The 19198-nt window shown below is 43.7% G+C and carries 17 protein-coding genes; 4 read left to right on the top strand and 13 right to left on the bottom strand.

Features of this window, described 5'->3' with window-relative positions; translation table 11 throughout:
• Window positions 1-35: 35 nt before the first annotated feature.
• The 9 genes from aceB to dnaE form a co-directional block, all read right to left on the bottom strand.
• On the bottom strand, window positions 36-1643 hold the full coding sequence (gene aceB, locus ACFVS1_RS03045; RefSeq protein WP_387545082.1) for a malate synthase A: 1608 nt from the start codon (window positions 1641-1643) through the stop codon (window positions 36-38).
• Window positions 1644-2004: 361 nt separating this feature from the next.
• The gene (locus ACFVS1_RS03040; RefSeq protein ID WP_387545081.1) at window positions 2005-2397 is read right to left on the bottom strand and encodes an FxsA family protein; all 393 of its coding nucleotides are present in this window, start codon (window positions 2395-2397) and stop codon (window positions 2005-2007) included.
• An 82-nt stretch (window positions 2398-2479) separates the two neighbouring features.
• A complete protein-coding gene (gene pyk / locus ACFVS1_RS03035; protein ID WP_387545079.1) occupies window positions 2480-4240 on the bottom strand; it encodes a pyruvate kinase in 1761 nt (586 codons plus the stop codon).
• A 119-nt stretch (window positions 4241-4359) separates the two neighbouring features.
• Entirely contained in the window at window positions 4360-5319 is a 960-nt protein-coding gene (gene pfkA, locus ACFVS1_RS03030; protein ID WP_241592422.1) for a 6-phosphofructokinase, read from the bottom strand.
• A gap of 279 nt (window positions 5320-5598) precedes the next feature.
• The gene (accA, locus tag ACFVS1_RS03025; protein WP_352919236.1) at window positions 5599-6597 is read right to left on the bottom strand and encodes an acetyl-CoA carboxylase carboxyl transferase subunit alpha; all 999 of its coding nucleotides are present in this window, start codon (window positions 6595-6597) and stop codon (window positions 5599-5601) included.
• Window positions 6594-7457: an acetyl-CoA carboxylase, carboxyltransferase subunit beta gene (gene accD, locus ACFVS1_RS03020; protein ID WP_230176751.1), complete on the bottom strand. Its 864-nt coding sequence runs from the start codon at window positions 7455-7457 to the stop codon at window positions 6594-6596. Before accD ends, accA begins: the two co-directional genes overlap by 4 nt.
• 90 nt (window positions 7458-7547) lie before the next feature.
• Window positions 7548-8177 (bottom strand): FadR/GntR family transcriptional regulator, encoded by a 630-nt coding sequence (locus ACFVS1_RS03015; RefSeq protein WP_352919232.1) that lies wholly within the window; start codon window positions 8175-8177, stop codon window positions 7548-7550.
• A gap of 5 nt (window positions 8178-8182) precedes the next feature.
• A complete protein-coding gene (ystJ, locus tag ACFVS1_RS03010; protein ID WP_352919229.1) occupies window positions 8183-9424 on the bottom strand; it encodes an NADP-dependent malic enzyme in 1242 nt (413 codons plus the stop codon).
• Between the two features lie 112 nt (window positions 9425-9536).
• Window positions 9537-12896, bottom strand: a complete 3360-nt coding sequence (gene dnaE, locus ACFVS1_RS03005) for a DNA polymerase III subunit alpha (RefSeq protein ID WP_387545077.1) — start codon at window positions 12894-12896, stop codon at window positions 9537-9539.
• Window positions 12897-13078: 182 nt separating this feature from the next.
• Between dnaE and ytrH the strand changes: the two genes are divergently transcribed.
• On the top strand, window positions 13079-13414 hold the full coding sequence (ytrH, locus tag ACFVS1_RS03000) for a sporulation membrane protein YtrH (protein WP_034309135.1): 336 nt from the start codon (window positions 13079-13081) through the stop codon (window positions 13412-13414).
• Window positions 13411-13914, top strand: a complete 504-nt coding sequence (gene ytrI / locus ACFVS1_RS02995) for a sporulation membrane protein YtrI (RefSeq protein WP_387545075.1) — start codon at window positions 13411-13413, stop codon at window positions 13912-13914. The genes ytrH and ytrI overlap by 4 nt, the downstream gene beginning before the upstream one ends.
• A 68-nt stretch (window positions 13915-13982) precedes the next feature.
• On the opposite strand, the gene ACFVS1_RS02990 is transcribed toward ytrI, so the two are convergent.
• The gene (locus ACFVS1_RS02990) at window positions 13983-14921 is read right to left on the bottom strand and encodes a DHH family phosphoesterase (RefSeq protein ID WP_387545074.1); all 939 of its coding nucleotides are present in this window, start codon (window positions 14919-14921) and stop codon (window positions 13983-13985) included.
• Window positions 14922-15089: 168 nt separating this feature from the next.
• On the opposite strand from ACFVS1_RS02990, the gene ACFVS1_RS02985 reads away from it, so the two are divergent.
• Window positions 15090-15392, top strand: coding sequence for a YtpI family protein (locus tag ACFVS1_RS02985; RefSeq protein ID WP_076364735.1), 303 nt, complete (start codon window positions 15090-15092; stop codon window positions 15390-15392).
• A gap of 28 nt (window positions 15393-15420) precedes the next feature.
• On the opposite strand, the gene ACFVS1_RS02980 is transcribed toward ACFVS1_RS02985, so the two are convergent.
• The 3 genes from ACFVS1_RS02980 to ACFVS1_RS02970 form a co-directional block, all read right to left on the bottom strand.
• Window positions 15421-16740, bottom strand: coding sequence for a DRTGG domain-containing protein (locus ACFVS1_RS02980; protein WP_137018167.1), 1320 nt, complete (start codon window positions 16738-16740; stop codon window positions 15421-15423).
• Window positions 16741-16811: 71 nt separating this feature from the next.
• Complete coding sequence (locus ACFVS1_RS02975; RefSeq protein ID WP_034309145.1) at window positions 16812-17036, bottom strand: hypothetical protein; 225 nt, start codon at window positions 17034-17036, stop codon at window positions 16812-16814.
• Between the two features lie 198 nt (window positions 17037-17234).
• The gene (locus tag ACFVS1_RS02970) at window positions 17235-17915 is read right to left on the bottom strand and encodes a metal-dependent hydrolase (protein WP_352919214.1); all 681 of its coding nucleotides are present in this window, start codon (window positions 17913-17915) and stop codon (window positions 17235-17237) included.
• Window positions 17916-18035: 120 nt separating this feature from the next.
• On the opposite strand from ACFVS1_RS02970, the gene ACFVS1_RS02965 reads away from it, so the two are divergent.
• Window positions 18036-19133 carry a M24 family metallopeptidase gene (locus ACFVS1_RS02965; protein ID WP_387545072.1) on the top strand — a complete coding sequence of 366 codons (1098 nt, stop codon included), beginning with the start codon at window positions 18036-18038 and terminating at the stop codon, window positions 19131-19133.
• The last annotated feature ends 65 nt before the right edge of the window (window positions 19134-19198 follow it).

Raw genomic sequence — 19198 nt, 5'->3', positions numbered from 1 at the left:
ATTTCCTCCTAATTTATATTATATTTTTTTGAATATTAAGATAATTTTTCGTATGCCGCGTTGGTTAAGAAATCTGCAAAGTCATCCGCTTCAATCAATTGTTCAAATAGTTTAGTAGACTCTTCAAACTTTCCTGATATGAAAGTTTCTTCCCCTACTTCCGATTTAATGACCGCCAATTCTTCTTCTTTAATTTGATGGAATAATTCCTCGGTTATTTTCCTGCCATCTTCGAGAATGCCTTTTGGATGACGGATCCATTGCCAGACTTGAGCTCTTGAAATTTCAGCGGTTGCAGCATCTTCCATTAAGTTATTGATGGGTGCCGCACCCCTGCCGCTTAGCCAAGAGGCGATATATTGGATGCCTACGTTAATATTCGTCCTTAATCCTGCCTCTGTGATCGTTCCTTCCGGTACAGCAAGCAGCTCATGAGCTGTTACATGGACATCTTCCCGTTTTCGGAAAATTTGATTCGGTTTTGGAACGAGCAGGTCAAAAACCTCTTTTGCCGTGCTTACCATACCTGGGTGGGCAACCCATGTTCCATCATGACCGTCTCTTGCTTCGCGTTCTTTATCTGCCCTTACTTTCGCAAAAGCCTCATCGTTCTTAACAGGATCATTTTTAACAGGAATTTGCGCGGCCATCCCGCCAATTGCAGGAGCATTACGAGTGTGACATGTTTTGATTGCCAGTAGGGAATACGCCCTCATATTCGGGACGGTCATCGTGACCTGCTGCCTGTCTGGGAAGATAACATCATCCGAGTGACGGAATTTTTTCAGGAAACTAAAGATATAATCCCAGCGGCCACAGTTCAGGCCTGCCGAATGTTCTTTCAGCTCGTACAGAATTTCGTCCATTTCGAATGCAGCAAGAATCGTTTCTATCAAGACCGTTGCCTTGATGGTTCCTTGGGGAATTCTCAAATCGTTCTGTGCATATACGAATATTTCATTCCATAATCTTGCTTCGAGATGGCTTTCCATTTTTGGTAAGTAAAAGTATGGACCGCTTTGTTTTTCGATCAATGCTTTTGCATTGTGGTAAAAGTACAGTCCGAAGTCAAAAATGCTGGCTGATATAGGCTGTCCATCCAAAAGGACATGTTTTTCCTCCAAATGCCAGCCGCGCGGCCTTACCTTTAGGACAGCAGTCCTTTCATTTAATTCATACACTTTGCCATTTGGATTTTTAAATGAAATGGTTCCGCGGATTGCATCGCGCAGATTCAATTGACCATCAATGCAGTTCTCCCAAGTGGGTGAATTAGCATCTTCAAAGTCCGCCATGAATACATTGGCACCTGAGTTCATGGCATTAATGATCATTTTACGATCGACAGGTCCAGTGATTTCAACCCTGCGGTCCTGCAAATCATTCGGAAGGTGCGCAATTGTCCAATCACTTTCACGAATATGCTTCGTTTCTTCAAGGAAATCAGGAAGCTTGCCTTGATTCAGTTCTATCTGAACACTTTTTCGCCTTTCCAGAAGTTCTGCCCTTCTTCCACTGAAATGCCGTTCAATTCTTTCGATGAATTGAAGAGCATCCGTTGTAAGTATTTGTTCATATCCTGGCTTAATGCTGCCTGTAATTTGTAAGCCTTTTGCTTCCGTAATCAAGTTGTCTCTCCACATCCTTTCCAACTCTTTTATGTTATAATACAGTTGTTTTATTTCCTGTTTGTATTATATAACACGTTGTATAAATTTGTCACCAGTTTTTTCTAAAAAATCTAAAAAAAAGATTTTTCGGCATGAAAAATCCTGATTTACCAATGTTTCCAAGGGTTGATATTTTTAAATTCCTGTTATTATACACATTTCATTCTCATGGAAATCATCATTTAATGGTGAAACAGAGAAAACCCGATTAACATTGAAACTCCTATTTTATTGAAAAGCAAAAAAGCACCCTATAAAAACTTGGATGCTTTTTGTAGCCATTTTTCAAGACCAAAAAGGCTGCCTAAAAGCTTAGCCTTTAGACAGCCTTATATTATTTATGCCGAATGATGGTAACTTTCCCTTTATTCATCCTGTTCATGATAAACCGGATAACAATCGGTTTGAGGAGATTCCGGGTTGGCGGAAACACAAGGATCAATCCCATGATATCCGAGATGAGCCCAGGGGACAGCAACAGTGCAGCTCCGATAAAGATACAGATCCCATCGATGATTTCGTTTCCCGGCATCATTCCGTAACGAATCTGTTCCTGTGCCTTTTTCCATGTTTCCATCCCTTGCCGTTTAGCCAAATAGGCTCCGATCAAGCCTGTGGCTACAATCAGGAACAGCGTTGGCCAAAAACCAATGAGATTGCCTGACAGCAAAAGGACAATAATTTCAATGACCGGCATCGCAATGATAAACATTAAAAAATATTTCATCCTACATTCCTCCTGCACAGCCCATTTCTGGTGCGGTACATACATCTTACCTCATTGGCACGGAATCAGCCAAAATTTCGTTTTACAAAACGTTGGCATGTCCATCATAAATGACTCCACGACCTGCATCGACTGTTATTCTTTGACCATCCGTGAAGACCTTGGTCGCGTCCTCTGCCCCAACGATGACCGGTATGCCCAATGTGACTCCTACAACAGCTGCATGGCTTGTCAAACCGCCTTCTTCCGTAATCAACGCGGCACACTTTTCAATCGCCGGCATCATATCGCGGTCCGAACCGATCGTAACCAATACAGAGCCTTCCGTCACTTTTTCCAAAGCTTCCTTGGCATTCTTAGCAATAACCACTTCACCTTTCGCTGATTTCCTGCCGATTCCTTGAGCCTTTAAAAGTACCTCTCCTAACACATGAATTTTCATCAAGTTAGTCGTACCTGTTTCACCTACAGGAACACCGGCTGTAATGACGACTAAATCCCCATGGGAAACTAAGCCAGAATGCAAGCTTTCATCTATTGCAGTTTGAAGCATTTCATCGGTAGTCGTCGCTTTTGGACCAATCTGCGGATAGACTCCCCAAGCCAATGCAAGCCGTCTTGAAACATGATCATTGGAAGTAACCGCAATGATCGGTGCTTTAGGGCGGTATTTGGAAATCATCCTTGCCGTATGACCGCTTTCCGTAGGGGTGATGATTGCCCCGGCATTAAGATTAAGCGCTGTATGGGCAACGGATTGACCAATAGCATCAGTGACATTATGACGGTTCACTTTGCTTCTGACTGATAATATATCCCGATAATCAAGGGCAGTTTCAGCACGTGAAGCTATGTTATGCATCGTTTGCACCGCTTCGACAGGATAGGTTCCAGCAGCTGTTTCACCAGAAAGCATGATTGCATCCGTTCCATCAAATATGGCATTGGCCACGTCACTTGCTTCTGCACGGGTCGGCCTTGGGTTACGCTGCATCGAATCGAGCATTTGTGTAGCCGTTATGACTGGTTTTCCGGCATTATTACATTTTTTGATCATTTGTTTTTGGACTAATGGCACTTCTTCTGCAGGAATTTCCACTCCCAAGTCTCCACGTGCTACCATCAAGCCATCGGAAACTTCCAAAATTTCATCAAGCCGGTCTACACCCTCTTGATTTTCGATTTTTGGGATGATTTGAATATGCTCCGCTCCATTTTGCTGCAATAATTCACTTACTTCAAGCACGTCGGAAGCCCTGCGTACAAATGAGGCAGCAATGAAGTCGATACCCTGTTCGATTCCAAAAAGGATATCCTGTTCATCTTTCTCCGTTATTCCCGGCAGGTTAACCGAAACTCCAGGAACATTCACGCCTTTTTTGTTCTTAAGTGTACCGCTATTCAAGATCTTCGTATGGATTTCTTTTCTTACCTCATCTACCTTCAACACTTCAAGGCCGATCAATCCATCATCCAGAAGGATTTTAGAACCTGGATGGACATCATGCAGAAGCCCTCCATAGGTAATGGAGAATTTTTCAGGTGTTCCAAGGACTTCATTCATGGAAATAATGACTTCATTTCCGGCTACAAGCTCTATAGAATCATTTTCCATATTATTTGTCCGTATTTCAGGTCCTTTTGTATCCAACAGGATGGCAACTTGTTTACCCGTTTTTTCGGCAGCTTCCCTGATATTGCGGATTCTAGCGGCATGTTCTTCATGATTTCCATGAGAAAAGTTAAGACGTGCCACATTCATCCCTGCTTCTATTAATTGAACCAGCTTTTCGATACTTTCACTCGCGGGTCCAATCGTACAAACAATCTTGGTTTTACGCATGTGTCATCCTCCTTTAAGGAAAACTCGCCTCCTGTCCACCTTTTGAAGACAGGGGCGCAGTGTTTTTGTCTTCTATTTAAATACCCAATTCTTTAAAAAGCAATTCCTATCATGAATGATTAAATCGATAACTCTGCAGATAAATCATACATCTTCTTGTCAATTGTATGCGGTTTAGCAAGTGCTTCGATGATATCATAATCAACAAGTTGATTTTGTTCTATCCCTACAGCCCTGCCTCCTTTTCCTTCAAGAAGCAATTCAACTGCTCTTGCTCCAAGGCGGCTTGCCAATACCCGATCATTAGCTGAAGGAGATCCTCCGCGCTGAACATGGCCCAGGACCGTTACACGGGTTTCAATTCCTGCTTTCGCCTCAATACTCCTGGAGATATCAACGGCACTTCCAACACCTTCAGCTACAATGATGATACTGTGCTTTTTCCCTCGGTCATGTCCGCGGTTCAGCTTCCCAATCAAGTCATCTATATCATATTCATATTCAGGACACAGAATCGTTTCAGCTCCGCCAGCCAATCCAGCCCAAAGCGCTATATCGCCGGCATCTCTTCCCATCACTTCAACTACATAAGTCCTTTCATGAGAAGTAGCCGTATCGCGAATTTTATCGATAGCATCGATGACTGTATTCAGGGCCGTATCGAAACCAATCGTAAAGTCCGTACCCGGTATGTCATTATCAATTGTTCCAGGAACTCCGATACAAGGAAAGCCCCTTTCCGTTAAAGCTTTCGCTCCGCGGTAAGAACCATCGCCACCAATTATGACAATGCCCTCGATACCAAGTTTATTCAATTGTTCAATCGCTTTCAGCTGGACTTCCTCTGTCTTAAATTCCGGACAGCGAGCCGTATGTAACATCGTGCCGCCTCGATGAATGATATCCCCGACCGACCCAAGTTCAAGCTTCTTTATATTTCCATTTATTAAACCCTGATAACCATGATAAATCCCGAAGACCTCAATTTCATGAAAAATTGCTTTCCGGACAACTGCTCGGACTGCCGCATTCATTCCTGGAGAATCTCCTCCACTTGTCAATACACCTATTCTTTTCATAAATGTCACCTCTCTACAGCACTAATCAATTTCAAGCTTCATTATATCATTGTACCCTTTTTCATGCTTCAATAAGCAGTATCTTGTTTCACTTATGCTCACTTGATGTTATAAGCCTAACTGATTCTCTTCAGAAATTGAAGTAAAATGGCGTAAAAGTTTACATTCTACAAACAAACCATATTCTTTACTCGTTTAGGTAATGAATACATATGCGCCCATGAAAGGATGAAAAAACGTGTTGCCCCAGGCAGCACGTTTTTCCTTTACATAATGTGTTTATGAATGCTGTTCCACTTCCTTAGTTTCGCCCTCAGGTTGTTTTGCAAATTCATATTCACCGATTTTCTTGAATTTCATATAACGCTGGTTGATAAGATCATCACTATTCAATGGCAGAAGTTCATTGAATGAACGTTTCAGGATATCCTTGATGGCCTCAGCCTGTAAATTCGAATCCCTATGGGCGCCGCCCCTCACTTCCGGAATGATCTCATCGATGACTCCTAAGCGATTTAAGTCGGGAGCCGTGATTTTCATCGATTCCGCAGCCCTCTTAGCCTGGGAGGCATCCTTCCACAGCAAGGCTGCAGCCCCTTCTGGGGAAATTACCGAATAGGTTGAGTTCTCAAGCATGAAAATTCGGTCTCCGACGCCAAGTGCCAATGCACCTCCGCTTCCGCCTTCACCGATGACTATACTGATGACCGGTACCTTAAGCCCTGCCATTTCGAAAAGGTTTTTCGCAATGGCTTCACTTTGCCCGCGCTCTTCAGCAGCTTTACCAGGGAAAGCTCCCTTCGTATCAATGAAACAAATGATCGGCCGGTTGAATTTTTCAGCCTGTTTCATCAGACGCAATGCTTTTCGATAGCCTTCAGGATGGGGCATGCCAAAGTTACGACGGATGTTTTCCTTCGTATCCTTACCTCGTTGATGGCCGATGACCGTCACGGCAAGTCCATCAAATTCCGCGATTCCAGCGACAATCGCTTCATCATCCCCATAATAACGATCACCATGAAACTCGATGAAGTCATTGAATAATAGCGGAATGTAATCAAGCGTCGTCGGACGTGCTGGGTGCCGGGCAATCTGAACACGATCCCACGGTTTAAGATGGTTATAAATATCCACTTCCAGCTTCTCTAAACGCTTCTCCAATGTTTCGATTTCAGCTGTAAGGTCTACTTCAGCATCCTTCGAAATCGACTTTAGCTCTTTAATCTTATTTCTCAGGTCCGTAATGGGACGCTCGAATTCCAATTCATAAATCATAACCACTCACCGCCCGGGGCATGGATTTTAAGGATCGTCGTCAAGGTTTCCTTCATTTCCGTCCGTTTGACGACCGCATCCAATTGGCCGTGCTTCATCAAAAATTCAGCCGTTTGGAAATCTTCAGGAAGCTCTTCATGGATCGTCTGTTCAATGATCCTTCTTCCCGCAAAACCAATAAGGGCTCCAGGTTCGGCTAGATTAATATCGCCAAGTGACGCGAAACTTGCCGAAACCCCACCTGTGGTAGGATGGGTCATCATTGATATGATCAGTCCACCTTCATTGCTGAATATCTTGAGTGCTGCACTTGTCTTTGCCATTTGCATCAAGCTTAAAACACCCTCTTGCATCCGAGCGCCGCCTGATGCCGTAAAAATGATGAACGGAATCTTCAATTCACCTGCACGTTCAATGGCACGGGTAATTTTTTCCCCAACAACGGATCCCATGCTCCCCATCCGGAAATTTGAATCCATGATGGCTGTTGAAACTTGGTATCCATTGATGCTTCCAACTCCAGTGACAACCGCCTCATTAATCTTGGCTTTTTTTCTATCTTTTTCCAATTTTTCTAAGTAATCCGGAAATTCAAGCGGGTTAACGGAAATCATTTCTTTATCAAATTCATTAAAACTCCCGGCGTCGAATAAAAATTCGATGCGCTCATGGGAAGACATCGGATGGTGATGCCCGCAATGTAAACAAACTTTCTTGTTTTTCACCAATTCTTTTGTATACATGATTTTTTTACAGCCGGTGCACTTTGTCATGATTCCTTCTGGTACATCTTGTTTCTCCCGATCTAAAGGAACCGTTGCATATTTCTTCTTAGACTTCGCAAATAGCTCTTTAAGCAAGCTTAATCCTCCCTTTACCACCAATTATCTATTTTATGATACTTGGTACAAACTATATCAGAAATAAAATTAGTATCGTGTAAAAAGGTGTCACTCGTCCTTCGACATATTTCTAATTCTAATAAGATACGTTTCGATGGCTTTTTCTTCATCACGTTCGAGCAAATATGTAAGAAGTGACAGATAATCTTCTTTTTTCACATTACCCTGTTTCATCTCTGATGTTCTAGCATAGCTGTTGACAATGCGCCAAATTCTTTCCAGCAATCGATTGCGATTCAAAATGGCAATTCTTAAGAAGAAATCATCATCATGAAACTCATCCGCTTTGACCCAGGCCATTAATCTTTTAATGTCCTCAGCCGTAGCGAAAAAAGCGACGATTCGCAAACAGTCAATTTCAATCAGCCTTTTCGTCTCAGACAAATCTTCTTGTACTTTTTTATCTTGCAAAAAAAAGGTTCCCAGAAGCTCGACTAGCTTATGCTCCTGGAAATCCCTGATAAACGTCCCTTCACCACGCCTTGTTTCTATTAATCCTAATAGCTCTAAGGCACGCAATGCTTCACGGACAGAGGAACGGCCTACATTAAAACGATCCGATAACTCCCGTTCTGATGGGATTTTATCTCCCGGCAGGAGGCTGTCCGCTTCAATCATGCTACGTAGGCTCTCAACTACATCGAGATAAATTTTGGATGAAGATGTACGACCTGCCAAATTAATTATTCCTCACTTTTTCCAATGATCGCTAATTTCCTTGTTTTTTCTTTAATTACCTCGGGATCTACATTAATTCTAGCCACTCCCGTTTCCATCGCCGCCTTGGCAACAGCAGCCGCAACGGCAGGTGCTACCCTCTCATCAAATGGTGCAGGGATAACGTAGTCTTCGTTCAACTCATGTTCCTGTATTAATCCGGCAATGGCTTGTACTGCAGCAACCTTCATTTTTTCATTGATATGTGTTGCACGTACATCCAAGGCACCACGGAAAATCCCTGGGAAAGCAAGGACGTTATTGACCTGATTCGGGAAATCCGAACGGCCTGTTCCTACAACCTTGGCACCCGCTGCTTTCGCATCTTCCGGCATGATTTCCGGATCTGGATTAGCCATCGCGAAAATGATCGCATCCCGATTCATCGAAGAAACCATTTCTTTTGTCAATGCACCTGCGGCAGAAACACCGATAAATACATCAGCGTTTTGAATGACAGTTTCCAAAGGCCCTGAAATCTTATTTCGATTGGTCACTTTCGCCACTTGTTCTTTAGTATCATTCATACCTGTCGAACGGCCCTCATAAATGGCACCCTTCGTATCACACATGATGATGTCACGAACTCCATAGCTATAAAGCAATTTAATGATGGCAATGCCCGCAGCGCCTGCACCATTCGCCACTACTTTTATTTCCGACATTGATTTATTCACAAGTCGTAACGCGTTCACTAGACCGGCAACAGTTACTATGGCTGTACCGTGCTGATCATCATGAAAAACAGGGATATTCATTTCTTTCTTGAGTCTTTCTTCAATTTCAAAACAATTTGGTGCGGCTATGTCCTCTAAGTTCACTCCACCGAAGGTCGGTTCGAGTAATTTAACGGTCTCTACAATTTTGTCCACATCCGTCGTTTTTAAACAGATTGGGAAAGCGTCCACACCAGCGAAACTTTTAAATAATACGGCTTTTCCTTCCATAACCGGCATAGCAGCTTCCGGACCGATGTTTCCAAGTCCCAACACAGCCGTTCCATCAGAAATAACGGCAACAGTATTCCCCTTCATTGTATAGTCATAGACGGTTTCCGGCTTATCGTAAATATCTTTACACGGTTCTGCGACACCAGGAGAATAAGCCAGGCTTAAATCTACTGCATTCCTTACCGGTACTTTCGATACTGTTTCTAATTTCCCTTGATTCAAGCGGTGCATATGTAATGCTTCTTCTCTTAATGTCATAGTTTCACTCCTAAAACAAATTGGATAACCCATATCTTATATGCTGAAATCTAGTGGTCAGACCACAGCGGCCTGTTTTCAATATAACATAACTATTAAAGTTGTAAAACAGTTATTCTTTCTTGTAAACCACATTCCCTTTTCCGACCAAGTCAAATAATGCCTGCATCAGACTATCTGAAGGATTGACCCAATCCCAATAAGATAGCTGTACATAGCGGTTTTCCCTCTCGTAAAAAAGCATGACCTTGGTTTCACCGCTATGCTGCATTAAAATTTTTTTTATTTTTTGCAGTGTATCCTTCGTTTGCTTGCCGGCCTCAATTTTCAGGAATATCGTTCCGTTTTGTTCCTCTTTCATCTGCTTCACTTTTTCAAGCGGGTATACGTTCCTGATCAGGAGCTGTGTTTTTCCATCCCGCTCTTCTAATGTTCCTTGCAGCATAACGAGTTGTCCATGATTCAAGTCGGCAGAGTGGTTTTTATAAACATTGGGAAAAACGACCGCTTCAATATCCCCCTCTTCATCACTAACGCTCAAGAAAGCCATCACATCGCCCTTTTTTGTCCTTATTGTTTTAACCGACGTAATGTAGGCGCCAAGTAAGACTTTTGATTCCTTTTTATCGGTAGCTTCATCTATGGTCAAGCAGCCAAAGTGCTGAAAAAGTTCTCTGTAGCTTGTTACCGGATGATTCGACAGATAAAGCCCCAATGCGCTTTTTTCCAATGAAAGTTTGTGCTCGATAGGGATGGGATCGACCCGGTTGTATTTCGGTTTGAGTGAAAACTCACCATCCGAAAACATATCGAATAGGTCATCATCCGGATTAACCAATTCCGTATGATTGATCGCTACGTCCAAGCTCGCCAACAATGTTGCCCGGTCTTCACCGAATTCATCAAAAGCACCTGATTGCACAAGCGCCTCCAACACTTTCCTATTTACGATTTTCCCTGAAACGCGCAAACAGAAATCGAATAAATCAGCGAACTTCTTCTGCCTCCTCGCAGCAAATATTTCTTTCAGTACCGTACCGCCTATCCCCTTTATGGCTCCAAGGCTATAACGGATCCCTTCCTTTTCCGGTAAAAACGGGTATCCGCTCCGGTTAATCGAGGGAGGTAGAACCGATATCCCTTTCTTTTTTGCTTCACGGATATATTGCGAAATCTTTTCATCATTCCCGACGACCGATGTCAAGAGTGCTGCCATGAAATATTCCGGATGGTGGGTTTTCAAGTAACCAAGCTGATAAGCGATGAAACTATACGCCACCGCATGGCTTCGGTTGAATCCGTAGTTAGCGAAGCGGACAATCAAGGAGTAAATCTCATCTGCCGTTTTTTCGGAATATCCTTGTTTCAATGAGCCGCTCACGAAATGCTGCCGTTCTTGATCCAGAACATCCTTCTTCTTCTTGGAAACGGCACGGCGGAGCAGGTCAGCCTCTCCTAGTGAAAACCCGGCTAAGCGGGATGCAATTTGCATGATTTGTTCTTGATATACGATGACCCCGTATGTAGGCTCAAGGATATCCTTCAAATCCTCGTGCATGTAATCAATCGGAGCCAGCCCATGTTTTCTCTCGATGAACAGCGGTATATTTTCCATCGGACCTGGACGATATAGGGCATTGACCGCGACGATATCCTCGAATCGGTTCGGTTTCAGCTTGATCAAAACCTTTCGGATGCCATCCGATTCAAATTGAAACACTCCGGTTGTTTCGCCTCTCCCTAAAAGGGCTAGCGTCTCGGGGTCATCCATCGGGATATGGGACAAGTCGAGCTTTTTCCCCGTCCCCTTTTTAATGTTATTTAGAATATTATCGATGAGCGTTAAATTGCGAAGTCCAAGAAAATCCATTTTAAGAAGTCCCAGTTCTTCGAGAAGGTCCATTGGATATTGAGTCAGATGGATTCCATCATGCCCTCCCTGAATCGGAATATGCTCGGTCAGTGCCTGGTCGCTGATGACGACGCCGGCAGCATGAGTCGAAGCATGGCGAGGCAGGCCTTCAAGCAATAACGCGGTTTGAAAAAGTTTTTGATTCAGGTCACTCTCATTAACGAATTCCCTGAGCCTTTTCGATTCCTTGAAAGCCTCGGGAAGCGTGATGCCCAGACGGCCTGGAATCATTTTCGATACCGCTTCCTGTTCCTTAGAATTCAAGCCGAAAACACGTCCTGTGTCCCTTAACGCAGCCTTGGCAGCCAATGTTCCGAATGTAATGATTTGTGCTACGTGAAGTTCCCCGTACTTCTTCGCGACATAGGCAATCACTTCTTCGCGGCGGTTATCCGGAAAGTCAATGTCGATATCCGGCATCGAGACACGTTCCGGATTCAGGAAACGCTCGAACAGCAAGGAATGTTCGATAGGATCGACATCCGTTATCGACAGGACATAAGCGACCATCGATCCGGCGGCAGAGCCCCTTCCAGGACCAGTCAGGATTTGATGGTCCTTAGCGAATTTCATGAAATCCCAAACGATTAAAAAGTAATCGCTGAATTTCATCTTGGTGATGACATCCAATTCAAATCGCAGGCGCTCTTCATATTGTATGGATGGCTCCGGCAATCTTCTCTTCAACCCTTGGAAACAGATGGCTTCGAGCATTTCCTCGGCTGTGACTCCATCTTCAGTAGGGTACTTAGGCAGCAGTGAACGATGAAATGGAATCTCCAGATTGCATTGCGCGGCAATATGCAGTGTATTTTCGAGTGCATCCGGTCTGTCATGGAATAGGTCTGCCATCTGAGCCCTGCTTTTCAAATAAAATTGATCTGATCCAAGAACCGTATGCGTCTCATCCGCCAGCTTGTCGCCATTCCCAATTGCCAACAGGACTTCTTGTGCGAGTGCATCGCTTTCATTCAAATAATAGACCGGATTCGTCGCGACAATCTTTATCTCTAAATCTCTCGCCAACTGACTTATGGCTTCGTTACCTTTTTCCTCATCCGTAATCGAAAGTCTTTGTATAGATACATAAAAATTATCATGTCCAAAAATTTGCAGAAATCGCCCTGCTGCCTGTTTAGCTTCTTTAGGATTTTCTTCTCTCAATAGCGTTTCTATTCGCCCTTCCGCACCCGGTGTGATTGCAATCAAACCCCTGGAATAGGCTTTTAGCCAATTCATCGGAATGCCTGACGGGGATTTCGTTTTTATGGCACTGCTTATTTTAAGCAGGTTTTGATATCCTTGTAGACTTTTTGCCAATAAAAGAAGTCCATGTGGCGATTCCCGCTCATCAAGGACATCCGCAAGTATGCCGATGATCGGCTTTATACCTTGTCTCTTGCATTCTTTATAAAAATAGACCGAACCGTACATAACATTTCGATCGGTTAAGGCAAGACTTGTACAGCCATCCGCTTTCGCTTTTGCAACAAGTTCAGTGATCTTCACCGTACTTGTCAGCAGGCTGTATCCGCTCTGAATATGGAGATGAGTATACACGTTTTTTCTCCCACCTTTGTAAGGCATGTTTCTTTTCATTATAGTGTTTATTTCAAAAAAAGAAAATATGTTCTCATTACCAATGCAATTTAACTTCCTGATTTACGGCGACTATCATATTACCTCTGAACTTCCCATATAAATGAAAGAGAAGAATATCAAGCAAAAAAGGATGATGATATATGAATGAAGCCTTTGTTCCAGCCTTTCTCAACAGCTTTTTCATATCGCTTGGCGTATTGCTTGGCGGCTCGATAATCGGGGGACTCGCGGCTTTTTTTACTGGACAAGCCCCGATGACGACTGTATTCCGGCTGTCGGACAGCCTTCGTATTTGGGCCATTGTCGCTGCGATCGGGGGTACTTTTGATATGGTCTATAATTTCGAACGCGGTATTTTCCACGGAGAAACGAAGGATATAGTCAAGCAGGTCCTATTGATTCTATCTGCACTTGGAGGGGCACAGACAGGAGCACTGATCATAAATTGGTTCACGCAAGAGCATATTTCACCATGAGAATTCCTCCCTATCACAGGTCTCCCACCTGGCAGCGTTTTTTTGCCGGAGCCGCACTTGGCGGATTGATCAGCTGGGTTATTTTCTTTTATATGCATGGTGTCCAGCAGGAGAAGCAAATCCGGACCCTTCACGAACAAAGGGAAGAGATCAAGGATTTAAACGGGGAAATCGCAATTTGGGAGCAGGATTATAAAAAATTGAACGAGAAAAACGAGGAAATCCTGACGATTCAGGAAGTGGAAGTAACCATCATGAATGAAAGATACAGTCTGGATCGGCTGAGTATTGCAGAAGCGGAGGATGTGATTGAGGACGACCTTTCCTCTCTTCTCGCCAAAGACGTCGCCAGTGTTTATGACGGAAAGGTGCTTTTGAAAAAATCGATAGAAAATAAGATCGTGACCATCAATAAAAAGCGCTATCGACTTGAAGTCGTCGAGATCATGTTTTATACGAAAATGAATATTGAAATCAAACTAAAAAGGACTACTTCTTAGATGTTGGCTTAATTGATTTCTACCAAATTTAAAGACCAAATCTTATGCGATTTGGTCTTTAAATTTTTTCATTCCGCTTTATTCAACTCTTCCATGTCGGCAAGGATATGATCCACTTCATCCCAGGAATGAATCGAAGCCCCTGCTGCAAACGGGTGGCCTCCGCCGTTATATTTACGGGCAATCGTATTGATGATTGGTCCTTTAGAACGGAAACGGACTCTGATTTCTTTATCCTCTTCAATGAAAAAGACCCATGACTTAACATTTTTAATCGAACCGAGCGAGGAAACGAGCTGAGATGCCTCAGATGTAGAAGCATGGAATTTTTCAAGTATATCTTTTGTGATGATCATTTTCCCTGTGCCATATGGGAGGATTTCAAAATGCTGCAGCACATAGCCATTCAACCGGACTATGCTTTCCTCGACGTCATACATCTCCTGATATAACTGAGGGCGGGAGAACGAGTAGTGAATCAACTCACTGGCATAGGCAAATGTCTTTTCAGTCGTACTTTGGAATAGGAAACGACCTGTATCGCCAACAATGCCCGCATATAGAAGGCGTGCCGCTTCATCACTCATCTTCAAGCCTTCCTCTTTCCCGAACTGGTAAAACTCATAAATCATTTCACTTGTCGAACTTGCCGTTGTATCGACCCAGCGCATGTCGCCATATGGATCTTCATTGGGATGATGATCGATCTTAATCAGTTTATCCCCCGTTGTGTAACGTGCATCACAAATCCGGTCCGTATTTGCGGTATCACAAACGATGACCAGAGCACCTTCATATGTTTCATCCGAAATCACATCGAGCCTTCTTAAGTAATTCAATGACGGTTCTTCTTTCCCGACCGTAAAAATTCGTTTTTCGGGGAAAGATGCTTTCAGGATTTCCGCCAATCCCCCCTGTGAACCATAAGCGTCCGGATCTGGACGGACATGACGATGGAGAATGATAGTATCATAACGCTTTATATCTGCTAATATTTCAGCTTTCATATTGATCTCCCCTTAACATATGTATTATCGAGCCTAATAAAGATGATATATTTCATTTAATCAAAAAATTGCGGAAATAGGAAGACTGATCTTGTTTACTGTGGCATTCTCTTTCATTTCCCGCTACAATAAAAAGGTACATATGTTAAATTGGGGGAATTTCAAACGATGCCTATTCTTGTCACCTTGATCGTTCTTTCATTAGGGGTCTATCTGTTTTATAAAATCAAATCGGTCCGAACCAGAATGCCGATGGAGAAAAAGTGGATTTCAGGGAAGTCTTCCATTGCCCTTGGTGCGTTTGTCGCACTATTCGGAATCAATCAGCTTTTTCTATTCCACACGACCATCACTTATATCATTGCTGCCGTTTTCATCTTCGTTGGCCTATTCAGTGTTTGGGGCGGCTATAAAATGTATAAATTTTATTTGCCTCATGCAATCGAAGAAGCTGCAAATCAAAAAGGATAATCGAAAATTCGATTATCCTTTTTATTTTTCATGAGCGATCGAGCAATTGGCAAGTCAACATCGCCTTGCCGACAAGTTTGCCTTGGTTAAACACCTCAACATCCACTTTTCCGAATTTACGTCCTACATCGAGGACACGCGGGTGGATTTCAAGCGTACTGTCGATCTGCACTGGCTTGATGAAATAAATCGTCATGTTTTCCACGACCAAGTCACCGCGCTTATAGCTTCGAAGTGCACGATTTGCTGAGTCGGTGACCAATGTCGTGAACACGCCGCTCGAAATGGTCCCAAGGTAATTGGTCATCTGCGGAGTGACTCCATAGTTATACACTTCCTCGCCCTTGCCGCGATTCGAAGTCATCACAAGCTGGCTTGTAATCGTATCGTCGATCGTTTCGCCGACCTGAGGCTGCCTTTGGCTCATTTGCAGTGCCTTCAGGACATCCTGCCTGCTCACGATACCTTTGAGGATATGACTGTCATTCACGACCGGGATTAACTCAATCCCTTCCCAAACCATCATATGTGCAGAAGATGCTACACTCATTTTATCGCCTACTGTCATCGGATTTTTCGTCATCACCTTATCAATGAGCGTCAGTTCTTCCTGTCCGATGATATCTTTTGATGTGACCATTCCTTGAACCTTCATATTGTCATCAACAACAGGGAAACGGCTATGCCCCGATTCCTGATTCAGTTCATGCCAAGTCTGAACCCTGTCACCCACCGTTAAAAAGGTCGTTTCCTGTACGGGTGTCAAAATATCCTCCACCAGCAAAATTTCCTTTTTGATCAATTGGTCATAGATTGCCCGATTGATCATCGTTGCGACGGTAAAGGTATCGTAACTGGTTGAGATGACTGGCATCTCCAATTCATCGGCCAACCTTTTAACGGGCTCTTCCGTATCGAATCCTCCGGTGATCAGCACCGCTGCCCCCGCTTTTAGCGCGTGCTCGTGTGCCTGTGTCCGGTTTCCGACGATCAGCAGGTTTCCTGCACCCGTATATCTCATCATGGCATCCAGCTTCATCGCCCCGATGACGAATTTATTTAATGTCTTATGAAGACCCGTTTTCCCACCGAGAACTTGTCCGTCAACAATATTGACTACCTCTGCGAAAGTGAGCTTTTCAATATTCTCTTTTTTCTTTTTCTCAATGCGGATCGTACCTACCCGCTCAATCGAGCTCACGTAGCCCTGGTTCTCCGCCTCTTTAATTGCCCGGTATGCCGTACCTTCACTAACATTCAATGCTTTAGCTATTTGACGGACGGAAATCTTTTCGCCGACAGGAAGCCCATCGATATGTTTTAATATTTGTTCATGCTTTGTAGCCAAGCGCTTCACCCTTTTCACGGTATTCCTATTCTCCATTATAAGGTCAAAGAGCCTAGTTTATCAAACAACTACTAGTATTGGCGCAACCTTTTGTATTCCGGCTGGCGTTTTACTTTTTGTTTCTTAGGAGAATACAGTATGCCCGTCAAGTTTCCAGCTACCGCCAACAATGCAAACAACAGCCAGGATCCAGCAAACAGACCCTCCAGACCTCCACTTTCCAACGACAAACGCGGTACGGCATAATACAGCATCACACCGCATAGAAGCAAACACAGTAATAATCTCTGTTTCATCCAACCCCCCCTTTTTTCATCTATTTATTTTATGCTTGTGAAAGGAAAAAAGACTTGGCTGCAAAATGAGACTTTACTTTCCGATTGCTGTAATGACCGTGCATGAAAGGCAATGATACTGGGAAAACCTGTCATTTCGGCCGGCCATCCCCACACGTACACATAAAAAAACAGAAGCCCTGCAGGCTCCCGCTTCTTTTATAATTCGATTTCATCCCCGGCTTCCATGATCAGTCCATTTCCCTCTTCAAGCAAATCGATGAATTTGTTAGGATCCTGTTTGATGACAGGGAAAGTATTGTAATGAATCGGCACGACTTGTTTGGCATGAAGGAATTCCGCTGCAAGTGCGGCATCTTCCGGGCCCATGGTGTAATTGTCGCCGATTGGCAGGAATGCCAAGTCAATCGGATGTCGCTCCCCGATCAGCTTCATATCGGAAAATACCGCTGTATCCCCTGCATGATAGATCGTTTTCCCTTCTATCGTAAGCAATATGCCAGCAGGCATTCCCAAATAAATGATTTGCCCATCCCCGTTATTGAATCCCGTTCCATGGAAAGCTGGCGTCAGTTTCACTTTTCCAAAGTCGAACTCGAAAGCTCCGCCGATGCTCATCCCGTGTGTTCGAACTCCTTGAGCACCCAGGTAGTCGGCCATCTCTGCAATGCCGATGACAAGTGCATCATGCCTTTTGGCCAATTCAACCGTATCACCGACGTGGTCATTATGACCATGTGATAAAATGATTACATCCGGTTTCACATCTTCTACCTTCAAGTCGGTCAATTCGTTTCCGGTAATGAACGGATCGATTAAAATCGTTTTGCCATTCGTTTCGACCTTTACAACTGCATGTCCATGAAAAGATACTTTCATTTTTGACGCTCCCTTCCCATACCCACTAATTTTTTTAATGTAGCTTTCTTAGGCCTTTCCCATTTACTAAACTATTAAATATTGCTAAGGTAATTATAACTTATTAACGGAGGTATCGTCATGAATGAACGTTTGACAGAACTACAAAATTGGCTTCAGGCCAATGAGGCTGAAGCCGCTTTACTTACATCTACAGAAAGCATCTTCTATTTGAGCGGTTTTTTTAGTGATCCTCATGAAAGACTGCTGGCACTTGCCATTTTTGCAAATGCCGAACCATTCCTTATCTGCCCGCATATGGAAGTCCCGGATGCTAAGCAGGCTGGATGGAATGGGGATATCATCGGTTACACCGACATTGAAGATCCATGGGGAAAAGTTAAGCAAGCAGTGGAGAATCGCGGGTTATCCATTCATAAAATGGCCATTGAAAAAGAGCATATGAATGTAGAACGTTATGAAAAAGTCCAACAACACTTCGGTGCCCCAAAGCTCGTTTCCGCAGAAGAAAAACTTCAAAGGATGCGAATGATCAAGTCGGAAGATGAAATGGTCAAAATCCGTGAAGCATGCCGCCTTGCCGACTTTGCGATTGAAGTGGGTGTCAATGAAATTCATGAAGGTAAAACGGAAATGGAAATCCTTGCAGCGATAGAATTCGAATTGAAAAAGGCCGGAGTCAGCCAAATGTCTTTCTCCACCATGGTCCTGACTGGTAAAAATGGCGCTTCCCCACATGGCACACCTGGGAATCCGAAGGTTCAACGCGGCGACCTCGTCCTCTTTGACCTTGGCGTCGTTCATGAAGGGTACTGCTCTGACATCACTAGAACGGTCGCATACGGAGATATCAATGATAAACAGGCAGAGATATATGAAACTGTGCTTAAAGCACAAGAAGCTGCCGTTAGAGCCAGTAAACCTGGTGTATCCTGTTCCGAGATAGACTTGACGGCCAGAAACATCATCAGCAATAAGGGATACGGTGAATTCTTCCCGCACAGGCTCGGTCACGGACTTGGGATTAGCGTCCATGAGTATCCGTCCTTGACTGAAACGAATTCCCTCGAACTTCAATCCGGAATGGTTTATACCATCGAACCTGGCATATATGTTCCAAATGTTGCAGGTGTCAGGATTGAAGATGATCTATTAATCACCGATACCGGCTGTGAGGTTTTGACCAAATTCCCGAAGAGCCTGCAAATCATTAAATGATCTTGCATTAACAATATAATAACCGGATACCCCCGCCTTCATTAAAGACGGGGGTATTTATTCAA

The sequence above is a fragment of the Peribacillus sp. NPDC058075 genome (assembly GCF_042885195.1).
Taxonomy (GTDB): Bacteria; Bacillota; Bacilli; order Bacillales; family DSM-1321; genus Peribacillus.
This window is presented reverse-complemented; position numbering and strand designations above follow the sequence as displayed.